Genomic DNA, 16,555 nt, shown 5'->3' with positions numbered 1-16,555 from the left:
TATGTCCGATTCCGTTGACACGACGGTCGATACGACCTCGTCGCGCGAACGCATCAAGCGTGCCCTTTCCCATGGTAAGAAGGGCCGCATCAACAAGGATCTGTCCAACAAGATTATGCTCGGCGTGTTTCGCGCCGCGGCCTATATCACCACGCTGGTGCTGGTCGCCATCATCGCCTACGTAGTTATCAACGGTCTGCCGCACATCTCGCTCGACTTTATCTTTGGCTGGCCGCAGGGAGTAAACGCCGAGGGCGGCATTTGGCCCACTATCGTCTCGACCGTCTACGTGACGGCGCTCGCCATGCTCATCTGCACGCCGGTTGCCGTCTTGGCTGCGGTCTATCTGGCTGAATATGCCAAGCAGGGCAAGGTTGTCGACATCATTCGCTATGCTGCCGATGCCCTGGCCTCGGTGCCCTCCATTGTTATGGGCCTTTTTGGCTACGCCTTGTTTGTCGAGGCCATGGGCCTGGGTCTTTCGATGGTTTCGGCCGCCCTGGCGCTCGCACTTCTGATGCTGCCCATTGTCATGCGTACCACCGAGGAGGCAATCCGCGCCGTTCCGCGCTATATCCGTTGGGGCGCATATGGCCTGGGTGCCACCAAGTGGCAGGTCGTCTCCAAGATCGTGCTTCCTTCGGCTTTTGGCCGCATCGCCACCGGCATCGTACTTGCCATCGGCCGCGCCATCGGCGAGACCGCCGTGGTGCTCTACACCATGGGCCAGGCCATCAACCTGCCTATTTCGCCGCTCGATTCCGGTCGCCCCATGACCGTTCACCTTTATCTGCTTGCCAATGACGGCATCAACATGAACGCAGCCTACGGCACCGCGCTTTTGCTGATGGCGATTATTCTGGCCTTCAACCTGTTTGCGCGTTATCTGTCGCGCAAGCGCCGCTAGTTAAGGAGTCCCATGTCCGTCTATCAGTCCGCTCCCACGCTGGAGCAAGCGGCCATCACGGCCAAGGATTTCAACTTTTGGTACGGTGACTTTCATGCGCTGACGGGGCTCGACCTCAACATCGCCAAAAACGCCATTACCTCGTTTATCGGCCCTTCGGGCTGCGGCAAATCGACGTTTTTGCGCTGTATCAACCGTATGAACGACCTTATCGAGGGCACGCGCGTCGAGGGCACCATGACGCTCGACGGCAACGATATCTATGCCGAGGGCGTCGACCCGGTCGACCTTCGCCGCCGCGTGGGCATGATTTTTCAGCAGCCCAACCCGTTCCCTAAATCCATCTACGAGAATGTTGCTTTTGGCCCTCGTCTGCAGGGCGTGACTAGCAAAAGCGACCTCGATGACATCGTGGAAGAATCGCTCAAGCGCGCCAACCTCTGGAAAGAGGTATCCAATCAGCTCAACAAGGATGGTTTGGCGCTCTCGGGTGGTCAGCAGCAGCGTCTGTGCATCGCGCGTGTGCTCGCGGTGCAGCCCGATGTCCTTCTGATGGACGAGCCCTGCTCCGCCATCGACCCCACGTCCGTCTCCAAGGTCGAGGATCTGATGGCCGAGCTGGCGCCCGAGATGACGATCATCATCGTCACACATTCAATGCAGCAGGCAGCCCGCATTAGCGACTACACCGCCTTCTTCTTGCAGGAGGTTGCCGGCGAGCCCGCCACGCTCATCGAGTATGGTCAAACCGACGCGATCTTCACCAGCCCGGTGGATTCGCGGACGGAAGACTATATCACCGGCCGCTTTGGCTGATCGGTGCGACTAGTCCCGAGCCGATCGGACCTGGTCCGGTGCGTATTCACTGTGCGGGCGGCATGACCGCACCCAACTGATTGGAGTGAACCATGCGCAAACTGTTTTCCCGTCAGCTCGTCGAGGCTCGTCACGAGATGTTGAGCATCTACGAGGCTGTAGACCTGGCTCTTCACGACGCCGTGAAGGCCTATGTGACCGACGACCGCAAGCTCGCCACCAAGACCAAGAAGCGCACGCTTTCGATTGACGCGCGCTGCGCCAACCTGGAGGCCGTGTGCTACAACCTGATCGCTACGCAGTCGCCGGTCGCCTCCGACTTCCGCTTGCTGCAGACAATCATCTACGTCGACTTTAACCTGCAGCGCATGACCGATAAGGTTCGCCAGATCTGCCGCGCCACGCGTCATATGGTCAAGGCCGATATCTCGCTGCCCCAGGAGCTCGTCGGTACGGTTGAGGCCGAGGCCGAAGCCGTATACCAGGTGCTGGGCTCGTCGCTTTCCGCGCTCGTCACCAACGACATGTCCATCATCTGCAACTTGGCCGTCGAGGACGAGCCGGTGCATGCGGCCTATGAGAAGTTCTTCCGTACCTTCAACCGCATGGACGCGGGCGAGTTTATGGACGACGACAGCAATTATGACGATCTGCGCCGCGCTATCATGGTTTCGCGCTACCTCGATCGCATCGCCTCGATTTCCATCGATGCCGCCTGCCGTCTGACCTTCCTTTTGACCGGCCAGCGCATGAACGCCGGCGATATCGCCCGTACGGACGAGGATGAGCTCGAGAGCATGCGCGTACCTTCGGGCGAGGGCGTCATCATGAGGCCCGCTGTCGATGCGCGCTTTGTTGCCAAGGTGCCCGCTAACGAGGTGAGCGAGGGTCTTCGCTACCTGCTCGAGCACCTCGAGGACGAGGACGATACCGAGGATGACGAGGAGTAGGGTAGCTCCGTTCGTCGAAAGATTGTAAATACCTAAGTGAGCGCGGCCTTGCACATGCAGGGCCGCGCTCTTGCGTTAGCATGGGACTACTTGTACGTCTGTCTGCGGAGGCGATTGGCAATGGATAATTATTTGAACGTGATGCGCGCTCGCCGCGAGCAGATTCTCGAACGCTTTTATGCCGCACTCGATCACGCGGGCCGTTCTCACGATGCCGCACGTCTGATTGCCGTCTCCAAGACCGTTGGCGTCGATGAGACCGTTGCCGCCATCCAGGCAGGGTATCGTCATTTTGCCGAGAACCGTCCGCAGGAGCTTGTTCGCAAGCTTGCGGGGTTGGCGGAGCATCCGGAGCTGCCCGAGGTGCGCTTCGATATGATCGGTAATCTTCAGACCAACAAGATCAATGCGGTGCTGGGTGCGGCCGAGCTGATTCATTCGGTGGGGTCGCTTCATTTGGCGCAGGCTATCTCGAGCCGTGCCGTCCGCAAGATTGAGGCGGGCGAGCTTTCTGCTCCCCAGCGGGTGCTGATAGAGGTCAATGTAAGCGGGGAGGAGTCCAAGGGCGGCTTTTCGCCCGATGAGGTTCGTGCCGCGGCTGGCGAGCTTGCGGAACTTGAGGGAATTTGTGTGCAGGGGCTTATGACCATGGCACCCCGGGGGAATAAGGATGTGGCGCGCCGCACCTTTGCCGGGCTGCGTGAGTTGAGGGATGAGCTGGAGACGGCACACCCCGATCTGTGTCTGCCTGAGCTATCTTGTGGCATGAGCGAGGACTTTGAGCCTGCCCTTGAGGAAGGCTCGACGCTTGTTCGCCTGGGCAGGGTAGTATTCAGCCCGGAGTTTGAAGTAAAATAAGAGCCTGAAGTGCGCGCTGATTATCAGAGCGCCTGCATTAGACCGTGAGAGGACACAACCATGGGTTTCCTTGACGAAATTAAAAATAAAATGCACCTAGGCGGCCAGCAGGGTTATGACCAGGGTTATGGCCAGGATGATGACTACGGTTACGATGACGGCTATGACGACGGCTATCAGAACAACGGCTACAGCGGTGCTTCGGGCGAGGGCTTCTACACGCAAGATGAACCGAGCAATGGACTGCTGGGGCAGACACGCCGCGGAGAGGCTGAGTCGGTTGCTGTGTACACGCGTTCCGGTCAACTGATCGGCGACGACTCCCGTCACGCTACGACGTACAATCCGCCTTCGCGCTCTCAGGATGCCGCTGCGGGCGGTTATCGTCCCGGCGCCTATGACACGCCGTCAAGCTACGCCGAGAACGCTCGGGTCCGCGCGGCCGCTGTGCCCGCTCCTGCTTCAACGCCGAGCGATGCCTCTGCCTATGCGAGCAATATCATCAACGCCACGCCTCAGTTGCCGGCCTACGTTCTTCGTCCGGAGAGTTATGACGACGTGGAGACGGTTGTGCGCCGCGTGCGTACCAAGCAGCCTGTCGCGCTGATCTTTGTGGGCGTTCGCACCGAGGTCGCCAAACGCGTCCTGGACTTTAGCTATGGCTTTGCCTGCGGCCTGGGCGCTTCGGTCAAAGAAGTGGGCGATCGCGTGTTTATGGTGCTGCCCGCCGGCTGCGAGGTCAAGGATTCGGATCTTAAGAAGCTTCGCGCCGACGGCTATCTCAAGTAAAGACAAGGCGAGGAGATTCCCATCAACATCTACACCATCGTTCAGCTTGTCAACACGCTGTTTAATTTTTATTCCACGTTGATTGTGGTCTACTGCTTTATGACGTGGATTCCCATGAAGCAGGGTGGTTTGCTACAGGATATCGCGGCGGTGCTCGACAGCGTTTGCGGCCCTTGGCTCAACCTGTTTCGCCGGTTTATGCCGCCGATGGGCGGTATCGATTTTTCGCCGGTCGTTGCGATTATTGCGTTGCAGTTGGTGCAGAAGCTCATTCTGCAGCTACTTATAGGTATACTCGTATAGGACTGGCTCAGTAACCTATGTCGGGCGCTTAGCGCCAAGGCGATGATAAAGGAGAACTTGTTATGGCTATTACCCCTGCTGACATCCAGGCTCAGACCTTCTCTGAGGCCAAGCGCGGCTACGATCCCGCCGAGGTCGACGTCTTCCTGGAGACCCTGTCCTCCGAGGTCGACGCTATGCTTGCCAAGATCGTTGATCTTAAGGGTCGCCTGACCGCCACCGAGCAGCAGCTTGCCGATACGCAGGCTCAGCTTGCGCAGGCCCAGGATTCTGCCGCTCAGGCTGCCCCTGTCGCCACTCCCGCTCCCGATTTCTCCGCTCAGGAGCGTCAGATTTCCGCCGCTCTCATTGCGGCTCAGCAGACCGCCGAGGCGATTGTCAACGACGCTAACGAGAATGCTGACCGCATCCGCAACGAGGCCGACGCCAAGGCCCGCGAGGTCATCCGTCAGGCCCTGACCGAGAAGCAGGCCGAGCTCGAGGAGATTGACCGTCTGAAGGCTTCCCGCGAGGAGTTCAAGGCCGAGTATCTCAAGCTCATTCAGCACTTTATGGACGATGCTCAGAATTCCTTCCCGGCCGATCTGCTGGCTTCTACGCCGGTCGGTTCCGCGGCTTCTCCTGCCGTGTCCATGCCTGCCGCCGAGCCGCTGCCTGTCGCTGATCCGGTTGTCCCCGTGGCCGACCCCTTCGCCCCGATTGACAACTTTGCCGCGGACGACCTGGACTAGCGCCAAAACTACAATCTAGCTCTTAAAAGGAGCTCGCGCTTGCGAGCTCCTTTTTTGTAGCTGTATACGGGTTGGGAAACAAAACGCCGAGCTCTGCGTGCGATAGGGCAGAACTCGGCGAACGTTTGAGCGGTAAAAGGTAGATTTTAGGGCATGGGCCAAAAACTACTTGAGGAGGAAATTGGATAGGGGAATGGTGCGGGCCTCGCGATGCTCGGGGTCGGCAATATGGTCGGCGGGATAGCCGCAGACGAGCATGTGGTAGGGATAAACGCCCTCGGGCAGGTTGAACTGCTCGCGGGCTAGCTCGGGCTTAAAATGGCATACCCAGCACGTTCCCAGGCCCTGTTCCTCGGCCTCCATCATCATTTGATCGCAAACAATCGAGGTGTCGATAGCGCTGGAGTTCATCTGATCATAGGGACGCACCCAAGCATCGTTGGTAACGCTGCAAACGAGGAAGATGAGCGGAGCGCCAAAGATGGACCCATCACGAGCAAACCGAGGCTGACAAGCAGCTGCCTTTTCCAGAAGCTCAGGCGTATCCAACACCATCACGCGGGTTGGATGATTATTGCAAGCAGAAGGAGCAATGCGCCCAGCCTCAACAATGGTATCCACCATAGCCTGCTCAACAGAACGATCCTCAAACTCACGACAAGAATACCGAGACCGAGCCAGATCCATATACGACATACAAGCCCTCCAACAATTAAAATTCAAACAAACCCAAAGTAACCCAAAGAGTACCCAAAGCAGCAATCAGTCAAACGCTCACCAAGGGCCAAAGTGTCCGAGCGGGTACCAAAGGTCCCTTCAGCCAAACCCCCATTGCGCTAAAACTATCAGCCAAAGTTCCAACGGTGGTACACAAGGGAGCGGGCCCGACCACTGATAACCTTTTGAACGACTCTGCTTGCAGCCGGAGTGAAAAAAGGTTATCAGTGGTCGGGCCCGCGACCGGTGGGACGCGTACCCCCAATTAACTGTTCTTCATGACAATCGAATCCACGACATCGGCCACATTCTCGCAGCAGTCGGCGCAGTACTCCAAGAAGGCGTACACGTCACGCCAGGCGATGACCTCGAGCGGGTCCTTGCCGTTGACGTGCAGGTTACGCATGGCGTTGATGTAGAGTTCGTCGGCCTCGGACTCGATGGTGTTGATCTGGATGACGAGCTCGCGCAGCGTTTTGGACTTGCGGTAGTTGGGCAACTCGACCATCAGGTCCTTCATGGCGCGGCAGGCGTCGGTCACCTTGTGGGCGATCACGATGGCATCGGGGTGGATGCTCTGGATGTTGGTGAAGTAGAGGCGCTGTACGACGCCCTCAATACGGTCGAGCACGGTATCGAGCGAGCAGCTCATTAGGTTAAGGTCCTCGCGCTCAAGCGGGGTGATAAAGGCCGTGAGCAGGGCGTCTTCGAGCTCATGGTGCTTCTTGTCTGCTGCATGCTCAATCGCATGCATCTTCTCGAGCATGTCGTGGATCTGCGCGGGGTCAAAGTTCTCAAAAATCTTGGTGAGCAGCTCGGCTGCCTGAACGGCGAAGTCGGCGCAGGCGACGTAGTTGTCAAAGTAGAACGAATCGGGTTTCTTTGCCATGAGTGATCCTTTCGGGGCGAAGACGGGTGGGCGAGGTAATGCGGTCCGGATGGACGTTCGGTTTGACTAGAGGAACATCATGAACAGCCTGGCCATGACAAAGCTGATGAGTCCACAGGCGGGGAAGGTGAAGAACCACGTGAACATCATGTCCTTGACCACGCCGAAGTTGATGGCCGAGAGGCGCTTGACGGCGCCAACGCCCATGATGGCGCAGGTCTTGATGTGCGTGGAGGACACGGGGATACCGGTGAGCGTGGCAAGCAGCAGGTTTGCGGCTCCTGCCAGGTCGGCAGAGAAGCCCTGATACTTCTCGAGTTTAACCATGCTCTGGCCGACGGACTTGATGATACGCTCACCGCCCACGCTGGTGCCGATGCCCATGGTGGCCGAGCACAGCAGCATGATCCAGATGGGGATGCCGGCGTCGCCGACGCCGGTCTGTCCGTTGGCAAAGGCGACACCTAAAAAGAGCACGCCGATGAACTTTTGTCCATCCTGCGCGCCGTGCATAAAGCTCATGGCCGCGGCGCTCGCGATCTGAGCATATTTAAAGAAGACGTTGGCACGTCGCCTGTTGGCGGCAGCGAAAAGAATCGAGACGAGCTTGCACAGGGCCCAGCCCATGACAAAGCCCAGACCGATGGAGAGCGCCAGGCCGTAGATGACCTTCATCCACTCGTGGACATTGACGCTGCTGGCGCCGCCGAGGGCGATGGCAGCGCCGGTCAGGCCGGCGATGAGGCTGTGGCTCTGCGAGGTGGGGATGCCAAAACGCGATGCCGTGGCGCCGTAGACGACGATGGAGAACAGGGCCGCGCAGAGGCACGCGAGCGCCATGGTGCTGTTTCCGCCAAAGTCGACGATATGGGAGATGGTGTTGGCAACGCTGGCATTAAAGTGCGTCATGATGAGCACGCCCAAAAAGTTGAACGCGGCACTCATGAGAATGGCGGCGCGGGCGGGCATGCAACGCGTGGTGACACAGGTCGCGATGGCGTTGGGCGCGTCGGTCCATCCGTTGACGAAGATGGCGCCGAGCGCGAGGAACACGGTGACGGCAAGGACTGGGTTCGAAACAAGTTGGCCGAGGAAGGCTGAGAACGTTACGTCCATATATGGGCTTTCTCGAAGTTTGCAGAAACGTTACAAAAACATGATAAATCGTATCACCTCCTGCGGGTTTCTTTACCGAGTTCTGACGGGAGAAGTGAATTTTTTGGCACTAAAATTGAATATTGGCCCTGTTGACCGCGGGTGTTCTTTTTGCTAACACGCCGTGAGGACACGTGCGCTCGCTCCGACACCCCAAAACCACAGTCTGTTCGCTTTACAATATGCAAACATGCGTTCGATAATAGGGGCATGGAATATCGACAGACAGATGGCAAAACTCGGCGCGTGCACAAGCAGTATGTGGACGTCGTGGCCCGCATCCTCGCGGGCGGACAAGTTGTGCCGGTTACCGTCTGCTGGGTCGACGGTCGCTGCTTTACGATTGACGAGATTGTCTCGTCTACCGGTTTTGGCCTGACGGTTCACGGCATTCGTACGGCAACCTATAAGGTTCGTTTTGGCGGACATACGACCGAGCTGTATCTGGAAGACCAGGCGCGTGAGCGACCGGATGGCTCGCAGGCTCATCTGATGCGGTGGTGGGTGTGGGCGTTCGACCGCACACTCGAGAGTGAGCGCCGCGGGTAAGAGCGCGCGCCATTCGGGTACAATGGCAGGAATCTTGTCACCTACGGCGCTGTCGCGGCGCTTTTTGAAAGGACGAAATTATGAACGATATCCAGGGCTATCAGAACGGCCCCATCGAGACCGGCGCAAGCCGTGCCAAGGAGATGTCGCCGCGCGCGTACAACCTTGCCATGTCTGCCCTGATCTTTTTGGGTTTTTGCGCTATGGGCGCTGGTGCCTACTTTACGGGCACCATGTCGTTTGCGCGCATGATGATGAGTGGCGCCGCCCTGCCGCTGGTCTTTGGCTCGTTTATCCTGACCATTGTCGGCATCGTCATGATGTCGGCCGCCGCCAGCAAGCAGTCCGTGGGCCTGTCGCTCGCGGGTTACGCGATCTTTGCGAGCACCTTTGGTCTGACCGCGTCGTTTGGCCTTGCCAACTACGACCTGCCCACCATCAACACCGCCTTTATCGCCACTGCCGCCATCACCTTTGTCTTTGGCGCACTGGGCGTGACCTTCCCCAAATTCTTCCAGCGTGTGTACGGCATTGGTTTTGGCATTCTGCTTGCCACGATTCTGGTCGAGATCGTGCTGATGTTCATGGGCGTCTCGCAGACCATCACCGACCTGATCGTGATTGTGGTGTTCGCCGGCTTTATTGGCTACGACACCTATGTGGCCACGACGGTGCCGCCCACGCTGCCCAACGCCGTGCTCATGGCGTCCAACCTGTTCGTGGACATTATCAACGTGTTCCTGCGCATTCTGAACATCCTTGGTCGTCGCGACTAGTGCCAGATTGCAGCGGTGCTTGCCGCGCGCAAATCGATGCGAAAGGCGGTCCTTCGGGGCCGCCTTTTTTGTACGCGGCGGGGTATCATGGATGGGAAAAGCCGATAGCGGCAGCGACCGAGAAAGGTGACCACTTATGGCAGACGTCGACAACAGGAACCGTAACCGTAGGCCCAACCGCGCGGGACAGCCCAATCCCAAGCGCGAGGCCCGTGCCAAGGCCGCCGAGCGTCACGTGGCGACTGTGTCCGAAGCGTGCGCAAAGGATATCGAGCGCTCGCTTGCCGGCGTGCGCGAGTTCGAGGGCATGCCTGCCGGATTTGTCGCGGCGATGAATGCTAAGGCCCAGGTGGCTGCTGCCGAAGAGCAGGTTACCGATGAGTCTGAGGCCACCGAGGTTGCGCCTGCCGAGACCGAGGTCGTGGCCGAGCCTGTGCCCGCAGAGGAAGCCACGGAGACCGAGCCCGCGCCTGCTGCCGAGGAGCCCGCTCCGGTCCTGCCCGAGGTCACCGTGCTCGACGCCTCTGCCACGCAGGCCATTCTGGATAACGGCCGAGGCTACGCGCAGTTCTGCGACATGGCCGTGCTCGCCTTTGCCTCGTTCACCAACCCGGGCGGTGGCTACATCCAGGGCTATCTGGGTCAGGAGGCCACGCTCTGTGCCGATTCGTATCTGTACAATGTGCTCGATAAGCAGCGCAAATGGTACGGCGAGAACCGTCGCCGCAACATCAACTGTGAGCTGTACCGCAACCGCGCGCTGGTGGTGCCTGCGGTGCGCTTCGACCGCAACCACGTGCATGCGTACGCCGACGTGATCGTTGCCGCTGCGCCCAACGCCAAGCGCGCTCGCCAGGAGTATCGCGTGGGTGACGATGCCCTGCTGGACGCCCTGCGCGATCGTATCCGCTTTGTGCTGGCTATCTGCGACGAGCTTGGTCGCGAGAAGCTCGTGCTGGGCGCCTGGGGCTGTGACAACAACGGCTTTGACGCCGAGGCCGTGGCCGAGCTCTTCCGCAAGGAGCTCGCATCGGGCGACTTTAAGGTCAAGCAGGTCTTCTTTGCCGTGCCCTCTACGCGCTGGGACGAGGATTTTGCCAAGTTCGAGCACGTGCTGGCAAGCTTCCCCGAGCGCAACGAGGAGTCCTATGCCCAGGTTGCCGCCCGTGCCGCGGCCGCCCGTGCCGCCGAGCAGGCTCATGCCGCTGCCGAGGACGACGAGGATGATGACGACTGGCGCAAGTATCTGTAATCGGTGCGCGCTGACAGATAGGTCGAGCCGGCGGGAGGGGCTGCTCCCGTCGGCTTTTTGCTGAAGGAGGGGTTTGCGATGAAAAACGTCCTGTGCTTTGGTGACAGCAATACCTATGGCTACGATCCGGCGGGCATGCGCGATGGCACCGCGGTGCGCTATGCGCACGATGTGCGCTGGTGCGGCGTGGCCCAGCGCGACCTGGGCGATATCGATTATCTGCACATGATGCCCGAAAGCCACGAGAGCCTGGGCCACGCCGTGGCAGCCAAGCTCCAAGAGATGCTCGGTGAGTAGCGCAGCCCCAAACCACCACAAAGGGACGGGCGCCTTTGTGGTGGTTTGTGCGGTGGTTTTGGTTGCTGGCTTTTTAGTACTGCCACATGTGGTTGACGGGGCCGGAGCCCTTGCCCATGTTCAGGCCGGCGGCGAGAGCGCCGGTTAGGTAGGCCTTGCCGGCGTTGACGGCATCGGCAAGATCCATGCCCTGGGCCAGCGCGCAGGCGATGGCGGACGAAAGCGTACAGCCGGTACCATGCGTGTTGTCGGTCTCGATGCGCTTGTGGCGGAACCACGTGGTGAGCGGATCGCCCAGGTGGTTGCCCTCGTCATCGAGCGGCGCGGGCTCTGCTAGCACATCGTTGGCCTCGTTGACAAAATGCCCGCCCTTAACGAGGGACGCGCAGCCAAAGCGGCGGGTGAGGAGCATGGCAGCGTTTTGCTGCGTGCGCTCGGAATCGACCTCGTAGTCGAGCAGCGCCATGGCCTCGGGAATATTGGGCGTGATGACGGTCGCCAGTGGGAACAGGCGGCGTGTAAGCGCTTCGGCGGCGTCCTCGGCGATGAGACGAGCGCCCGAAGTGGCGACCATGACGGGATCGACGACGATATTTTGTGCGTCCCAGGCGCTCAGGCGGTCGGCTATGACTTCGATAATCTCGGCAGAAGAAACCATGCCGATCTTGACGGCACTGGGGCGGATATCGTCAAAAACGGCATCGATCTGCGCCGCGACAATATCCGGGGAGATGTTCTGCACGGCGGTGACGCCTAGGGTGTTCTGTGCGGTGATGGCCGTGATGACCGTCTCGGCATACAGGCGGTGCGCCGTGATGGTCTTGATGTCGGCCTGAATGCCGGCGCCACCGCTGGAATCGGATCCTGCGATGGACAGGACGGCTGGTACCTTACTGCGATCCATGTTCGCTCCCTTGTTCGGTCGGATTCAAATGGGTCTCCTGCCCGCATTATAAAGTTGCCCGGGCCGGCTGTATGCCGATCCCGGGCGGGTGGTGCAATCTTTACGTAAATGAAAGAAATTGTTCACACGTCAACAATTGACGAACGACTTGTGGCCGATTATGGCTCCGGTGACGAGTTAGTCCTCCATGCCGAGGTCGATCGTCGTGCCCTCGAACACCTTGTTGACGGTGCGGACGGCGCACATCTTGCCGCACATGGTGCAGGTGCCCTCGGTGGCAGCAGGGGATTCCTCGTAGCGCTTCTTGCCGGTGACCGGGTCGAGCGCGCACTTCCACATGGCGTCCCAGTCGAGCTTGCGGCGTGCCTGGCCCATCTTGTCGTCCATGTCGCGGGCGTGGGGCACCTTTTTGGCGATGTCGGCGGCGTGTGCGGCAATCTTGGTGGCCATGAGGCCGTCGAGCACGTCCTGGGCGTTGGGCAGGCACAGGTGTTCGGCGGGCGTCACGTAGCACAGGAAGTCGGCGCCGGAACTGGCGGAGATGGCGCCACCGATGGCTGCGGTGATGTGGTCGTAGCCCACGCCGATATCGGTCACCAGCGGCCCGAGCACGTAGAACGGGGCGTTGTGGCACAGGCGCTTCTGCAGTTTCATGTTGGCGGCGATCTCGTCGAGCGCCATGTGCCCCGGGCCCTCGACCATGACCTGGACGCCGGCGGCCCAAGCGCGCTTGCACAGCTTGCCGAGCTCGATCATCTCGGCGGTCTCGGTGGCGTCGTTGGAGTCGTAGAGGCAGCCCGGGCGGCAGGAGTCGCCGAGCGAAATCGTCACGTCGTACTCGTGGCAGATCTCGAGCAGCTCGTCAAAGTACTCGTAGAAGGGGTTCTCGTTGCCGGTGACCTCCATCCAGCCAAACAGCAGTGAGCCGCCGCGGCTGACGATGTTCATGAGACGGCCGGTCTCCTTAAAGGTTTTGGTGACCGACTTATTGATGCCGCAGTGGATGGTCATAAAGTCCACGCCGTCCTCGGCGTGCGCGCGCACGACCTCGAACAGGTCGTCCTTGGTAAGCTTGACAAGCGGCTTTTCCATGTAGCCGATGGCGTCGTACATGGGGACGGTGCCTACCATGAGCGGCGTCTCGTCGATGAGCTGCTGGCGGAATTGGCGCGTCTTGCCCGAGTTGGAGAGGTCCATGATGGCGTCGGCGCCAAAGTCCTCGGCGATCTTGACCTTCTTCCATTCCTCGGCGGCATCGGCCTTGTCGCCCGAGATGCCCAGGTTGACGTTGACCTTGGTAGACAGGCCCTCGCCGACGCCAAAGGCGCGCATGCCCTTTTTGATATGCACGATGTTGGCGGGAATGGCGATGCGGCCGTCGGCCACGCGCTCGCGGATGTACTCGGGGTCGCGATGCTCGCGCTCGGCAACCTCCTTCATCTGCGGTGTGATTTGCCCGGCGCGGGCGAAGTCGATTTGCGTGACGAGCTTGGGCTCGGTCTGTGTGCTCATTGGCACGGCTCCCTTCGTTGGCATTACCCATATCAGGTTTGCGGGTCAGGGCGGGCGCGCCCAGTCTCAGCCTGCCGTCTTGTCCTGCAAGCTCCCCGTTTATGTGGCGGGCTCAAGTATAGCTCGAATGGGTACGATTGACGCGACGAGCATGCCCGCGGGGAGGCGAACATGGAAGACAAGCATCTGTATCGAGAGACGCAGTGGGATGTGTCGGCCGAGGAGAGCCGCGCCCATCATGGGCTGGTCGCAATTGGTTTCGCGATTCTTGTCGTGATGGTGATTGCCTGTTGTATCTGGACGTTTGGCGGGCGTGGGGGAGTTTCCTGGACGTTTGAGGCGGACGATAGCCTGCCGATTATGACGGCGAAGGTCGCGGGTGGCAATACTGTTGCCGCGCCGGGCGACTATTGGTATCCGCGCGACAAGTTTGTGCAACTGCAGCTGAGCGGTGGTTCCATTCCTGGTGAAGAGATCGAGCGTGTGACCTTCGATGCGTCGCTTAGGACGCTGTCGGTCGAGCTCAAAGATCAGGGGGATGTACCCACGACCATGGATATAGCCCTGACGGAATGGCGCCTGGAGCCTCCGTCGGGTGTTGAGGCGTCCGAGGTGGAGCACGTTAAGGTTACCTACCAAGATGGCTCGACGAGCGAGATTGCAAAAGCCGACGGCCTGGCGGAATAGAGGCCGTGCCTAGGCAGCACATTCAAAAGTAGCGGTAGTCCTACAAGGCCTGTTCGTTCAGGAAGACCAAAGTGTTTTTATTTGAAAGCTCGGGAAAGTAACGATAACCAACGTCGAACGCGGTGAGCCCGCTTACATCCTCGAACTTGTTTTCTGCCATCCAGCGCACCATGGAGCCGCGCGCTTTTTTGCTGGCGGTCGAGCGTTGGATAGGCTTGCCGTTGCGGATGCCTTCGCCAAAGAGACATGTGACGACCGTGGCGTCGGTGGTGAGGCGGGTCAGAACGGCTTTGGCGTATTCCGCGCTGGCGAGGTTGACGATCGTGGCGTTGGAGCCTGCCGGAGCGATGACCCGTGCGAGCTTGTCGCCCCAAAACGCGTAGAGGTCTCGGGCGTCGTCGACGGCAAGCTTCGCGCCCATCTCCAGCCGATACGGTTCAACGGCATGAAAGGGGCGTACGCATCCGTAAAGGCCCGAGAGGATCCACAGATGGTCTTGCAGCCATGCGAGCTGTGCGGAATCCATCACCTCGGGCGCCATGCTTTGGTATTGAATGCCGTGATAGGACATGACGGCAGGGGAGAGGTGACGGGCGAGTGCGGGATTGTCGAGATCGCCGCTTTGCAAGATGGGCTCGAACTCATGCAGGGTGTTGAGGCAGGGCCCCAGCAGTTTGTCACTCACGTTCCACAGCGCCTGCAGGCTGCCGCTGCCTTCATTCCGCTCGATATCTAGCAGTGCGCGGTGGAGGCGAGCCGTCTCGCGCGCAAAAGGTGGAATGCCCAGGACTTCAAAAGCATCTTGGGCCGCGCGCATCTGCTTGGCGGGCGAAATGATGACCTGCAGCATGGACTCTCCTCTGCCAAAAAGGAAGTTGCGGTGTAATACGGTCTGTTTTGGCCGTTTATGGGCCAGTTTAGCCCGTATCTCACCGCAACTGATGAAGGGTTGGTTAGGCGCGCTCGATGAAGGCCTTGTAGCCGCGATAGGCCTCGTAGATATCGGCCTTGTTGGCGACCTCCCACAGGGCGTGCATGGACAGGACGGCAACGCCGGAGTCGATGACGTTCATGCCGTACTTGGCCATGATGTAGGCGATGGTGCCGCCGCCGCCCGCGTTGACGCGACCGAGCTCGCAGGTCTGGAAGTCCACGCCCGCCTCGTCCATGATGTCGCGGACGAGGGCCACATACTCGGCGTCGGCATCGTTGGAGCCTCCCTTGCCGCGGCTGCCCGTGTACTTGTTAAAGCACAGGCCGCGACCCATAAAAGCTGCATTCTTAGTCTCGAACTTACCGGCATAGCCCGGGTCAAAGCCGGCGGACACGTCAGAGGAGAGCATGCGGCTGCGGGCGAGTGCGCGGCGCAGGGCCAGCGGGCTGCTCTCGCCGGCGAGCGTCATGATCTCGGCGACGGTGTTCTCGAAGAAGCGGCTCGTCATGCCGGTGGCGCCCACGGAGCCGATCTCCTCCTTGTCGACGATGAGCGTGATGCTCGTGCGCTCGACGTCTGCCACGTTGATCTGGGCGAGCATGGAGGGGTAGGCGCAGACGCGGTCGTCGTGGCCATAGCCCAAAATCATGGAGCGGTCGAGGCCCATGTCGCGGGCGGGGCCGGCGGGCACGACCTCGATCTCGGCGGAGAGGAAGTCCTCCTCCTCGACGTCGTACTGTTCCTTGAGGATATCCAGGAACATCTGCTTGACGGGCTCCTTGGGGGCGTCCTTGTCGTCCTCGTCAAACTTGACGGGGCGGCCGCCCACGATCACGTCGAGGATCTCGGCGTCGACGGCGTCCTTGGCCGGCTTGGACATCTGCTCGCTCGAGAGGTGGATCAGCAGGTCGGAGATGGTAAAGACCGGGTCGTCTGCCTTGTCGCCGATGTTGATGTCGACGGTGGTGCCGTCCTTTTTGCAGATGACGCCCACAAGCGCGAGCGGGGAGGCCACCCAGTGGTAGCTCTTGACGCCGCCGTAGTAGTGCGTGTCGAGGTAGGCCATGTCGCCGGCCTCGAAGGCGGGATTCTGCTTGAGGTCCAGGCGCGGCGAGTCCACGTGGGCGCCCAGGATGTTAAAGCCCTGCTCGAGCGGGGCGGTGCCAAGGTTGACGAGCATAAGGTCCTTGCCGTGGTTGGCGGCGTACACCTTGTCGCCTGCCTTGAGCTCGCGGCCCTCGGCGATCGCGGTCTCCAGGTCGACGTAGCCCGCCTCCTCGGCCATCTTGATGCCGGCCTTGACACACAGGCGCTCGGTCTTGTTCTCACTCAAAAACATCTTATAGCCGCGGCAAAGCTCCTCGAGCTCCTCGATTTGCTGTGGCGTGTACTTTTTCCATGCGCAGGGACGCTCCATGACGCAGGCTCCTTTCGGATCGATCGTGCTGATTAATGTACCGCGAGCCATCGTATCACGCGCGGGCGCGCGGTGGCGGGGGAGCTTGATGTGCGGTGGCCGCGAGGCGGGG

At 60.1% G+C, this 16,555-nt stretch carries 19 protein-coding genes; 12 read left to right on the top strand and 7 right to left on the bottom strand.

The annotated features are described in order from the left end of the window. Position 1 precedes the first annotated feature (1 nt). The 7 genes from pstA (at position 2) to ACTNDJ_RS04625 (ending at position 5,354) form a co-directional block, all read left to right on the top strand. The gene (gene pstA, locus ACTNDJ_RS04655) at positions 2-907 is read left to right on the top strand and encodes a phosphate ABC transporter permease PstA (RefSeq protein ID WP_427727613.1); all 906 of its coding nucleotides are present in this window, start codon (positions 2-4) and stop codon (positions 905-907) included. Between the two features lie 12 nt (positions 908-919). Continuing rightward, positions 920-1,723 carry a phosphate ABC transporter ATP-binding protein PstB gene (pstB, locus tag ACTNDJ_RS04650; RefSeq protein ID WP_089571588.1) on the top strand — a complete coding sequence of 268 codons (804 nt, stop codon included), beginning with the start codon at positions 920-922 and terminating at the stop codon, positions 1,721-1,723. A 92-nt stretch (positions 1,724-1,815) separates the two neighbouring features. After that, a complete protein-coding gene (locus ACTNDJ_RS04645; protein WP_427719211.1) occupies positions 1,816-2,673 on the top strand; it encodes a phosphate signaling complex PhoU family protein in 858 nt (285 codons plus the stop codon). Positions 2,674-2,793: 120 nt separating this feature from the next. Next, the gene (locus ACTNDJ_RS04640; protein WP_441063190.1) at positions 2,794-3,531 is read left to right on the top strand and encodes a YggS family pyridoxal phosphate-dependent enzyme; all 738 of its coding nucleotides are present in this window, start codon (positions 2,794-2,796) and stop codon (positions 3,529-3,531) included. A 60-nt stretch (positions 3,532-3,591) separates the two neighbouring features. Further along, a complete protein-coding gene (gene sepF, locus ACTNDJ_RS04635) occupies positions 3,592-4,320 on the top strand; it encodes a cell division protein SepF (protein ID WP_154515266.1) in 729 nt (242 codons plus the stop codon). Positions 4,321-4,335: 15 nt separating this feature from the next. Further along, a complete protein-coding gene (locus ACTNDJ_RS04630; protein ID WP_427727642.1) occupies positions 4,336-4,623 on the top strand; it encodes a YggT family protein in 288 nt (95 codons plus the stop codon). Positions 4,624-4,685: 62 nt separating this feature from the next. Beyond that, the gene (locus tag ACTNDJ_RS04625; RefSeq protein ID WP_441063189.1) at positions 4,686-5,354 is read left to right on the top strand and encodes a DivIVA domain-containing protein; all 669 of its coding nucleotides are present in this window, start codon (positions 4,686-4,688) and stop codon (positions 5,352-5,354) included. A gap of 165 nt (positions 5,355-5,519) precedes the next feature. Here ACTNDJ_RS04625 and ACTNDJ_RS04620 read toward each other — a convergent pair whose 3' ends face one another. From ACTNDJ_RS04620 to ACTNDJ_RS04610, 3 genes are all read right to left on the bottom strand, one after another. Continuing rightward, a complete protein-coding gene (locus ACTNDJ_RS04620; protein ID WP_441063187.1) occupies positions 5,520-6,050 on the bottom strand; it encodes a nitroreductase family protein in 531 nt (176 codons plus the stop codon). A gap of 286 nt (positions 6,051-6,336) precedes the next feature. Continuing rightward, on the bottom strand, positions 6,337-6,960 hold the full coding sequence (locus ACTNDJ_RS04615; RefSeq protein WP_427719219.1) for a DUF47 domain-containing protein: 624 nt from the start codon (positions 6,958-6,960) through the stop codon (positions 6,337-6,339). A gap of 66 nt (positions 6,961-7,026) precedes the next feature. Beyond that, positions 7,027-8,076, bottom strand: coding sequence for an anion permease (locus ACTNDJ_RS04610; RefSeq protein ID WP_441063186.1), 1,050 nt, complete (start codon positions 8,074-8,076; stop codon positions 7,027-7,029). Positions 8,077-8,325: 249 nt separating this feature from the next. On the opposite strand from ACTNDJ_RS04610, the gene ACTNDJ_RS04605 reads away from it, so the two are divergent. The 4 genes from ACTNDJ_RS04605 (at position 8,326) to ACTNDJ_RS04590 (ending at position 10,989) form a co-directional block, all read left to right on the top strand. Continuing rightward, positions 8,326-8,664: a hypothetical protein gene (locus ACTNDJ_RS04605; RefSeq protein WP_154515278.1), complete on the top strand. Its 339-nt coding sequence runs from the start codon at positions 8,326-8,328 to the stop codon at positions 8,662-8,664. Positions 8,665-8,744: 80 nt separating this feature from the next. Further along, positions 8,745-9,440 (top strand): Bax inhibitor-1 family protein, encoded by a 696-nt coding sequence (locus ACTNDJ_RS04600; RefSeq protein WP_154515280.1) that lies wholly within the window; start codon positions 8,745-8,747, stop codon positions 9,438-9,440. A gap of 136 nt (positions 9,441-9,576) precedes the next feature. Beyond that, on the top strand, positions 9,577-10,692 hold the full coding sequence (locus ACTNDJ_RS04595) for a TIGR02452 family protein (RefSeq protein WP_441063185.1): 1,116 nt from the start codon (positions 9,577-9,579) through the stop codon (positions 10,690-10,692). Between the two features lie 78 nt (positions 10,693-10,770). Next, positions 10,771-10,989 (top strand): hypothetical protein, encoded by a 219-nt coding sequence (locus tag ACTNDJ_RS04590; protein WP_441063184.1) that lies wholly within the window; start codon positions 10,771-10,773, stop codon positions 10,987-10,989. Positions 10,990-11,062: 73 nt separating this feature from the next. Here ACTNDJ_RS04590 and thiD read toward each other — a convergent pair whose 3' ends face one another. Beyond that, a complete protein-coding gene (thiD, locus tag ACTNDJ_RS04585; RefSeq protein ID WP_427719233.1) occupies positions 11,063-11,893 on the bottom strand; it encodes a bifunctional hydroxymethylpyrimidine kinase/phosphomethylpyrimidine kinase in 831 nt (276 codons plus the stop codon). A gap of 177 nt (positions 11,894-12,070) precedes the next feature. Next, positions 12,071-13,405 (bottom strand): phosphomethylpyrimidine synthase ThiC, encoded by a 1,335-nt coding sequence (gene thiC / locus ACTNDJ_RS04580; protein ID WP_099431544.1) that lies wholly within the window; start codon positions 13,403-13,405, stop codon positions 12,071-12,073. Between the two features lie 171 nt (positions 13,406-13,576). Between thiC and ACTNDJ_RS04575 the strand changes: the two genes are divergently transcribed. Next, positions 13,577-14,092, top strand: a complete 516-nt coding sequence (locus ACTNDJ_RS04575; protein ID WP_154515290.1) for a hypothetical protein — start codon at positions 13,577-13,579, stop codon at positions 14,090-14,092. 40 nt (positions 14,093-14,132) lie between these two features. On the opposite strand, the gene ACTNDJ_RS04570 is transcribed toward ACTNDJ_RS04575, so the two are convergent. Together ACTNDJ_RS04570 and ACTNDJ_RS04565 are read right to left on the bottom strand one after the other, a co-directional pair. Then, on the bottom strand, positions 14,133-14,942 hold the full coding sequence (locus ACTNDJ_RS04570) for a YaaA family protein (protein ID WP_441063182.1): 810 nt from the start codon (positions 14,940-14,942) through the stop codon (positions 14,133-14,135). 103 nt (positions 14,943-15,045) lie between these two features. Then, complete coding sequence (locus ACTNDJ_RS04565) at positions 15,046-16,443, bottom strand: aminopeptidase (RefSeq protein WP_441063181.1); 1,398 nt, start codon at positions 16,441-16,443, stop codon at positions 15,046-15,048. Positions 16,444-16,555 lie beyond the last annotated feature (112 nt).

Origin of the sequence: Collinsella sp. HCP3S3_D1 (assembly GCF_052064015.1) — a bacterium.
Taxonomy (GTDB): Bacteria; Actinomycetota; Coriobacteriia; order Coriobacteriales; family Coriobacteriaceae; genus Collinsella.
The sequence above is the reverse complement of the archived record's forward strand: the minus strand, read 5'-3'. Positions and strand labels throughout refer to the sequence as shown.